This window comes from Streptomyces anatolicus (assembly GCF_019400875.1).
Lineage (GTDB): Bacteria > Actinomycetota > Actinomycetes > Streptomycetales > Streptomycetaceae > Streptomyces > Streptomyces anatolicus.
Map to the genome: position 1 here is coordinate 1 of NZ_WMBF01000292.1, position 7991 is coordinate 7991.

A 7991-nucleotide genomic window follows, 5' to 3' on the forward strand; every position below is an offset into this window, starting at 1 on the left:
CTTGTGGGGGGTGCGGTGTTGTTGGGGAGGTATCGGCGGTTGCGTGCGGGGCGTTGATTCCGGCGCGGGGTCTGGCGCGGGGGCCTGGTGCGGGTTTGTTGTGGCTGGGCGCGCAGTTCCTCGCGCCCCATTGGGGTGGTTGCGCTGGCTCCTCACCTGCGGGTGGGGTGTGGCTGGGCGCGCAGTTCCCCGCGCCCCTTCGGGGGCGCGTCCAGCACCCCGCGCCCCCCAGGGCACTCGGCACCCGTTCACATCCGTCTGCGAACATCCCCAGGTGGACAACCCGAAAGCCGTTCAGCCCCCTGCCCACCTCCTCGGCCAGGCGCCCGGCGCTCCCATCCGGTCCGGGATTCCCGAGCATGGGCGTATTCCCAAGTACTACGCCGTGAAGGCCAGGATCGCCGGTCTCATGGAGGAGTTGGGGGACGGGCAGGCGCTGCCCACCGAGCGGGACCTCGCCGAGCGGTACGAGGTGGCGCGGGAGACCGTGCGGCAGGCGTTGCGCGAACTGCTCCTTGAGGGGCGGCTGCGCAGGCAGGGCCGCGGGACCGTCGTCGCCGGGCCCAAGCTGGAGCAGCCGCTGTCCCTCGCGAGTTACACCGAGGGCGTACGGCGCCAGGGCCGCGCCCCCGGCCGGCACCTCATCTCCCTCGACCGTTTCCCCTGCCCCGCCGCGCTCGCCGCCGAGACCGGCGCCGAGGAGGGCGAGCCCGTCTGGCACATGGAGCGCGTCCTGCTCGCCGACGACGAGCGGGTCGGCCTGGAGAGCACCTACGTCTCCGTGGCGAGGGTGCCCCGCCTCGACCGCGACTTCGCGCCGGACTCGTCCTTCTACGCGTACCTGCGCGACCGGCTCGGCATCTCCTTCGGTGACGCCGACGAACGCATCGAGACCGTCCTCGCCACCCCGCGCGAGGCCCTGCTCATCGGCACGCCCCCCGCGCTGCCCATGCTGCTCATCCACCGGCTCTCCCGGGACACCGAGCACCGCCCGCTGGAGCGCGTGCGGACCCTCTACCGGGGTGACCGGTTCTCGTTCACCACTCATCTCGGCTGAATCCATTCGGGCTGAGCGCCCCTCACCGACAGTCGACCCACACCGATAACGAGAAGGTAACGGGTCTAGGCCAACCTTCCGTGCTCGTTCACCGTCCCGTCGCCGCCCGGCCCCGCCCGGGCCACCCGTCGGCAGGAGCGTTGCCGCCGTGAGAGTCATCGTCGTAGGAGCCGGCGTGGTGGGAACCATGCACGCCTGGCACGCAGTGGAACGCGGCCACGAGGTCGTACAGATCGAGCGCGAGAGCGAGGCCCGCGGGGCGTCCCTGCGCAACTTCGGGCAGATATGGGTGAGCGGCCGCGCGGGCGGCGAGGAGCTGGAGACCGCGCTGCGCGCCCGCGAGCTGTGGGAGGGCATCGGCGCGCGCGTGCCGGGCCTCGGCTTCAGGGCCAACGGCTCCCTGACCCTCGTACGCAACGAACGCGAGCGAGCGGTCGCCGAGGCCGCGCTCGCCCGCCCGGACGCGGCCACCCGCGGCTACCAGCTCCTCACCGCCGACGAGGCACGCGCCCTCAACCCGGCGCTGCGCGGCGACTTCCTCGCCGGGCTCTGGTGCGAGCGGGATGCCGCCGTCGAGCCCCGCACCGCCCAACTCCGGCTGCGCGAAGCCCTCCTGGCCTCCCCGCGCTACACCTTCCTGCCAGGCCGCGAGGTCCGCGAGGTCGTCGGTGAGAGCGCGGTCCGCGACGACCACGGCGACGTACACATGGGTGATGTCGTCGTGCTCGCCACCGGCGCCTGGCTCAGCGGGCTCGTGCGCGAACTGGCCGGGCCCGAGCTGCCCGTGCGCCACGTCCGCCTCCAGATGATGCAGACCGCGCCGCTCGGCGAACCGCTCCCCACGTCCGTCGCCGACGCCGACAGCTTCCGCTACTACCCGGCGTACGCGTCGGACGCCCTCGACGCGCTCAACGCCGGGCAGGCGCAGACCCCGACCGCCGCCGCCCACAAGATGCAGCTGCTCATGGTGCAGCGCGCGGACGGCGGGCTGACCATCGGCGACACCCATGAGTACGAGCACCCGTTCGCCTTCGACACCCTCGAAGACCCCTACGACCACCTCACCGAGGTCGTCGAGGGCTTCCTCGGCCGCCCGCTGCCGAGGATCAGGCGCCGCTGGGCCGGGGTGTACGCGCAGTGCGTCGACACGGGCCGGGTCGTACACCGCCAGCAGGTGCGCGAGGGCGTGTGGCTGGTCACCGGGCCCGGCGGCCGCGGCATGACCTGCTCGCCCGCCATCGCCGAGACGACCGCCGACGAACTGGGATGGTGAGGGAGTTGCAGCCGCAGCCGCAGAAGGAAGAGCACCGCATCGGGCTCGTCGTCCTCGACATGGCCGGGACCACCGTCGCCGACGGCGGCCTCGTCGAGCAGGCCTTCTCCGCCGCCGCGCGCGAACTGGGCGTCGAGCCCGGCACCCCGGACCACGCCGCCAAGCTGGAGTACGTGCGCGCCACGATGGGCGAGTCCAAGATCTCCGTCTTCCGTCACCTCTTCGGCGACGAGACGCGCGCCCGGCGGGCCAACACCGCCTTCGAGGAGGCGTACGGGGACCTCGTCCACGGCGGCCGCATCGCGCCGATCCCCGGAGCGCGCGAGGCCATCGAGCAGCTCAAGTCCGCCGGGACGACCGTGGTGTTGACCACCGGGTTCGCCCGTGTCACCCAGGACGCCATCCTCGACGCGCTCGGCTGGCGCGGACTCGTCGAGCTGACCCTGTGCCCCGCCGACGCGGGCGGGCGCGGGCGGCCCTACCCGGACATGGTGCTCAGCGCCTTCCTGCGGACCGGCGCCGTGGCGGGCGTCCAGGAGATCGCTGTCGTGGGCGACACCGCGTACGACATGAGGAGCGGCGTACGGGCCGGGGCCGGAGTCGTCGCGGGCGTCCTGACCGGGGCCCACGGCGAGGCGGAGCTGACGCGGCACGGCGCCACGCACGTCCTCGCCTCCGTCGCCGGACTGCCCGCCCTGCTCGACCGGGTGGGGACATGAGCAGCGGCATCCGCTTCGACCGGGTCTGTGTCGCCTACGGCCGGCAGACCGTCCTCGACGCGCTCGACCTGACCGTCGAACCCGGCGAGGTCATGGCGCTGCTCGGGCCCTCCGGGTCCGGCAAGACCACCGCGCTGCGGGCCGTCGCGGGCTTCGTGCGGCCCGCCTCGGGGCGGATCTTCATCGGGGAACGGGATGTCACCGGGCTGCCGCCGCACCAGCGGGGCATCGGAATGGTCGTCCAGCAGTACGCCCTCTTCCCGCATATGCGGGTCCAGGACAACGTCGCCTTCGGAATGAAGGCGCAGAAGGTGGCGAAGGCCGAGATTCCCGGCCGGGTCGCCGAGGCCCTGGAGATGACCGGGATGGCCTCGTACGCCAAGCGGTTCCCGCGCGAGCTGTCCGGCGGGCAGCAGCAGCGGGTCGCCATCGCGCGGGCGCTCGCCATCCGGCCGGGCGTGCTGCTCCTCGACGAGCCGCTCTCCGCGCTCGACGCGCAGCTCCGCTCCGGCATGCTCGCCGAACTCGCGCGGCTGCACCGGGAGCTGCCGGACGTCTCCATCCTCTACGTCACCCACGACCAGGTGGAGGCGCTGACCCTGGCCGACCGGATCGCCGTCATGGACCGGGCGCGCCTCCAGGACTGCGGCACCCCGCAGGAGCTGTACCGCACTCCGCGCACGGAGTTCACGGCCTCCTTCGTGGGCAACGCGAACCTCCTCGCGGTGACCGTGAGGGGCCCGGGCGCGGTCTCCTTCGCGGACGCCGAGCTGAAGGTCCACACGGGAGAGGTCATATCCGGCGCCACGGCCACACTCTGCGTGCGGCCGCATCTGGTCGGGCTCGGGGACGGGCCCAACGCGGTCACCGGAAAGGTGGCCGAGGTCCAGTGGCGCGGGGCCACGCACCGGCTGTACGTCGAAGTGGGCGGGGAGCGGGTGAAGGCGGACCTCCGGGAGCTGCGGACGCCGCCCGCGCTCGGGGACGAGGTCACGCTGCACTTCGCGCCCGAGGACGCGGTGCTCCTTGCCGGAGGGGTGACCGATGGGTAGTCCTGCCGAGCGCCTCCGTTCAAGTGACCCGGCACCGGGGGCTGTGCCCACCCTCCCCCAAGCTCTCGACTCCGCTCGAGCAGGGGGGACCCCCATCGCCCCAGCGGAACGGTTGCCCACAGCGGCGAGGGCCAGACGCGGCGTGCCCGCCCTCGTGTGGGTGCTGCCGCCCGTTGTCCTTCTCGGGGTGTTCTTCCTCTACCCCCTCTTCCTCGTCGTCCAGCAGTCGGTGCGACCCGACACCGGCGGGACCTCCCTCCAGCCGTACGCGGACGTCTTCGCCTCCGATGCCTTCCGGGAAGCGCTCGGCACCACCGTGTGGCTGGCGCTCGGGGCGACCGCCGGATGTCTCGTGCTCGGGTTCGCGCTCGCGCTGGTCATCGCCTTCGTGCCGTTCCCCGGCGGAAAGGCAGTATCGAAGTTCATCGACGTCTTCCTCTCCTTCCCGTCCTTCCTCATCACCCTCGCCCTGCTCTTCGTCTACGGCACGAAAGGCATGGCCAACGGAGTGTGGACGGACGCGACCGGCGCCGCCGACGGACCCTTCCAGTTCCTGACCACGCCCTGGGGCGTGCTCCTCGCGGAGATCACGTACTTCACGCCCTTCGTCATGCGGCCACTGCTCGCCGCGTTCTCGCAGATCGACACGGCACAGCTTGAGGTGGCCTCAAGCCTCGGCGCCCGGCCGGGGCGGATCGTGCGCCGCGTCATCCTGCCCGAGGCGCTGCCCGCGCTCGCCGCGGGCGGCAGCCTCGTCCTCGTCATGTGCCTGAACGAGTTCGGGATCGTCCTCTTCACCGGCGCCAAGGGCGTCACCACCCTGCCGATGCTCGTCTACAGCGAGGCCATGCTCGAATCCGACTACCCGGCGGCCTGCGTCGCCGCCGTCGTCAACATCGCGATCTCCGTGGGCCTCTACGGCCTCTACCGGGTGGTGAGCCGCCGTGCTGGTGCATAGCCGCGGGGGCAGGTGGGCCGTCTGGAGCCTCTTCCTCGTCCTCTTCCTGCCCCTCTTCGCGCTGCCGCTCCTCGTGATCCTCGCGGCGTCCTTCTCCTCGCACTGGTCGGGGGCCTTCCCCTCCGGCTTCACCACCGGCCACTACACGGCCGCCACCCGCGGCGAATCGCTCCAGGCCCTCACCACGAGCCTGGTCACCGCCCTCGCGGCCAGCCTGCTGGCGCTCGCCGCGGGCACCTGGGCGGCACTCGCCGCGGCCTCGCTGAAGAAGGGCGGCAAGAGGGTCGTCGACGCGCTGTTCCTGCTGCCCGTCGCCGTGCCCTCGGTCGTCGTCGGACTCGCGGTACTCGTCGCGTTCAGCAAGCCCCCGATGATCCTCAACGGCACGCGCTGGATCGTGATCCTCGCGCACGCCGTCCTCGTCACGGCCTTCGCCCACCAGTCGGTCTCCGCCGCCATCCAGCGTCTCGACCCGGCGTACGAACAGGCCGCCGCCTCCCTCGGCGCCCGGCCCTCGTACGTCCTGTGGAAGGTGAAGCTGCCGCTCCTGCTGCCCTCCCTGAACGCGGCCGCCGGGCTCTGCCTCGCGCTCTCCATGGGCGAGCTGAGCGCCACGATGATGCTCTACCCCCCGGACTGGACGCCGCTGCCCGTGCGGATCTACGCGGCCACCGACCGCGGCTCCACCTTCACCGGCGCCGCCCTCGCGGTGGTCCTCATGACGGCGACGCTGCTGGTGCTCCTCGCCGTCTCCCGCGTCCGTACGCGTGCCTCGTATCGCTGACCCCTCGCTGACCTCTCGCCGACCCCTCAAGGAGTACGTACGTCATGTCCCTCCCCGCCCGAGCCCGCCACCTCACCCGAGCCCGCCACCTCCGTATGGCCGCCGCCGTCACCGGCGGCCTCGTCCTCGCCGGATCCCTCACCGCGTGCGGCGGCACCGCCGCCTCCGACGACAAGGTCATCACCGTCTACAGCGCCGACGGCCTCAAGGGCGAGAACGGCGACGGCTGGTACGACCGCGTCTTCAAGGACTTCGAGAAGAAGACCGGCATCAAGGTGAACTACGTCGAGGGCGGCTCGGGCGAGATGGTGCAGCGCGCCCTCCGCGAGAAGTCCAACACGCAGGCCGACGTCATCATCACACTGCCGCCCTTCATCCAACAGGCCGACGAGAAGGGGCTGTTGCAGGCGTACAAGCCCAAGGGCTCCGAAGAGGTCGACGGCGCCGACAAGGACGCCGACGGCAAGTGGACCTCCGTCGTCAACAACTACTTCGGCTTCATCTACAACAAGAAGGAGCTGACCGGCGCCAAGGCGCCGAGGACGTGGGAGGACCTCACGGCGAGCACGTACAAGGGCAAGGTGCAGTACTCCACGCCCGGTGTCGCGGGCGACGGCACCGCCGTGCTCATCAAGGCCATGCACGACTTCGGCGGCAGGAAGCCGGCGATGGCGTACCTGAAGAAGCTCCAGACGAACAACGTCGGCCCGTCCGCCTCCACCGGCAAGCTCGCGCCCAAGGTCGACAAGGGCGAGCTGCTCGCCGCCAACGGCGACGTCCAGATGAACTACGCGCAGTCCAAGGACATGCCGAACCTCGGCATCTGGTTCCCCGCGAAGAAGGGCGGCGAGCGGACCACCTTCGCCCTCCCGTACGCGGCTGGGCTCGTCAGCAAGGCGCCGCACAGCGCCAACGCGAAGAAGTTCCTGGACCATCTGCTCAGCCGGCAGGCGCAGCGGCAGGTCAGCGAGATCGGCGGCGGCTTCGCGGCCCGCAAGGACGTCAAGGCCACGGACGCCAACGCGGTCGCCCTCGACAAGCTCATCGACGGCGTCGAGATCTTCGAGCCGGACTGGGCGGACGTCTCCGCAAACCTTCAGACGTACGTCGAGGAGTGGAAGTCGGCGACGGGGAGCTGAGCGGGCGGGTGACCGGTTGCGCTGCTCGGTCGGTGATCGGCGGGGTCAAGATCATGGCTTCCTGTTTAGGGTGGGGGCGTCGGCACAGCGCTGTCCCGGCGCCCCAGCCAACCCGTACACCGCAGGAGTGCACCCCATGGCAGAGCGCAAGCCCATCGAATCGTGGCTCACCGACATGGACGGCGTGCTCATCCACGAGGGCGTCCCGATCCCGGGTGCCGACGCGTTCATCAAGAAGCTGCGCGAGTCCGGCAAGCCCTTCCTCGTCCTCACCAACAACTCCATCTACACCGCGCGTGACCTCCAGGCCAGGCTGACCCGCATGGGCCTCGAAGTGCCGGTCGAGAACATCTGGACGTCCGCGCTGGCCACCGCCAAGTTCCTCGACGACCAGCGGCCCGGCGGCACGGCCTACGTCATCGGGGAGGCCGGTCTGACCACGGCCCTGCACGACATCGGGTACGTACTCACCGACCACGACCCGGACTACGTGGTCCTCGGCGAGACCCGCACGTACTCCTTCGAGGCGATGACCAAGGCCGTACGTCTCATCAACGCCGGGGCCCGCTTCATCTGCACCAACCCCGACGAGACCGGCCCCTCCACGGAGGGCCCGCTGCCGGCCACGGGGGCGGTCGCCGCGCTCATCACCAAGGCGACGGGCAAGAATCCCTACTTCGCGGGGAAGCCGAATCCTCTGATGATGCGGACGGGGCTCAACGCGATCGGGGCGCATTCGGAGACGAGTGCGATGATCGGTGACCGCATGGACACGGATGTCCTTGCCGGACTGGAGGCGGGGATGGAGACGTTCCTGGTGCTCACCGGCCTCACGACCCGGCGGGACATCGACAAGTACCCCTTCCGCCCCTCCACGGTCGTGGACTCGATCGCGGACCTGGTGGACCGGGTCTGACCCGGTTCCGCCCTTCCGCTGCCGTGGACTCGGTCGCGGACCTGGTGGGGCGGGTTGGAGCGGGTTCCGCCCCCCCCCTTCACTGTCGTGGAC

Annotated in this window: 8 protein-coding genes; all 8 read left to right on the forward strand. The window is 71.2% G+C overall.

The window, feature by feature from the left end; genetic code table 11:
- The first annotated feature begins 274 nt into the window (after positions 1-274).
- A complete protein-coding gene (locus GKQ77_RS22520) occupies positions 275-1057 on the forward strand; it encodes a GntR family transcriptional regulator (protein ID WP_219690745.1) in 783 nt (260 codons plus the stop codon).
- A gap of 148 nt (positions 1058-1205) precedes the next feature.
- The gene (locus tag GKQ77_RS22525; RefSeq protein WP_219690746.1) at positions 1206-2330 is read left to right on the forward strand and encodes a TIGR03364 family FAD-dependent oxidoreductase; all 1125 of its coding nucleotides are present in this window, start codon (positions 1206-1208) and stop codon (positions 2328-2330) included.
- 59 nt (positions 2331-2389) lie between these two features.
- Complete coding sequence (locus tag GKQ77_RS22530) at positions 2390-3049, forward strand: HAD family hydrolase (protein ID WP_258021766.1); 660 nt, start codon at positions 2390-2392, stop codon at positions 3047-3049.
- Positions 3046-4101, forward strand: a complete 1056-nt coding sequence (locus tag GKQ77_RS22535; protein ID WP_219690748.1) for an ABC transporter ATP-binding protein — start codon at positions 3046-3048, stop codon at positions 4099-4101. The genes GKQ77_RS22530 and GKQ77_RS22535 overlap by 4 nt, the downstream gene beginning before the upstream one ends.
- A complete protein-coding gene (locus GKQ77_RS22540) occupies positions 4094-5059 on the forward strand; it encodes a 2-aminoethylphosphonate ABC transporter permease subunit (protein ID WP_219690749.1) in 966 nt (321 codons plus the stop codon). The genes GKQ77_RS22535 and GKQ77_RS22540 overlap by 8 nt, the downstream gene beginning before the upstream one ends.
- Positions 5046-5843, forward strand: a complete 798-nt coding sequence (locus GKQ77_RS22545) for an ABC transporter permease (RefSeq protein WP_219690750.1) — start codon at positions 5046-5048, stop codon at positions 5841-5843. The genes GKQ77_RS22540 and GKQ77_RS22545 overlap by 14 nt, the downstream gene beginning before the upstream one ends.
- Positions 5844-5938: 95 nt before the next feature.
- Positions 5939-6982, forward strand: a complete 1044-nt coding sequence (locus GKQ77_RS22550) for a 2-aminoethylphosphonate ABC transporter substrate-binding protein (protein WP_219690752.1) — start codon at positions 5939-5941, stop codon at positions 6980-6982.
- A gap of 136 nt (positions 6983-7118) precedes the next feature.
- The gene (locus GKQ77_RS22555) at positions 7119-7898 is read left to right on the forward strand and encodes an HAD-IIA family hydrolase (RefSeq protein ID WP_219690751.1); all 780 of its coding nucleotides are present in this window, start codon (positions 7119-7121) and stop codon (positions 7896-7898) included.
- The last annotated feature ends 93 nt before the right edge of the window (positions 7899-7991 follow it).

Bases quoted from the DNA above. Each gene is read 5' to 3' on its own strand.
- GKQ77_RS22540 (WP_219690749.1), top strand. From the start codon at position 4,094: ATGGGTAGTCCTGCCGAGCGCCTCCGTTCAAGTGACCCGGCACCGGGG.
- GKQ77_RS22555 (WP_219690751.1), top strand. From the start codon at position 7,119: ATGGCAGAGCGCAAGCCCATCGAATCGTGGCTCACCGACATGGACGGC.
- GKQ77_RS22530 (WP_258021766.1), top strand. From the start codon at position 2,390: ATGGCCGGGACCACCGTCGCCGACGGCGGCCTCGTCGAGCAGGCCTTC.
- GKQ77_RS22550 (WP_219690752.1), top strand. From the start codon at position 5,939: ATGGCCGCCGCCGTCACCGGCGGCCTCGTCCTCGCCGGATCCCTCACC.
- GKQ77_RS22535 (WP_219690748.1), top strand. From the start codon at position 3,046: ATGAGCAGCGGCATCCGCTTCGACCGGGTCTGTGTCGCCTACGGCCGG.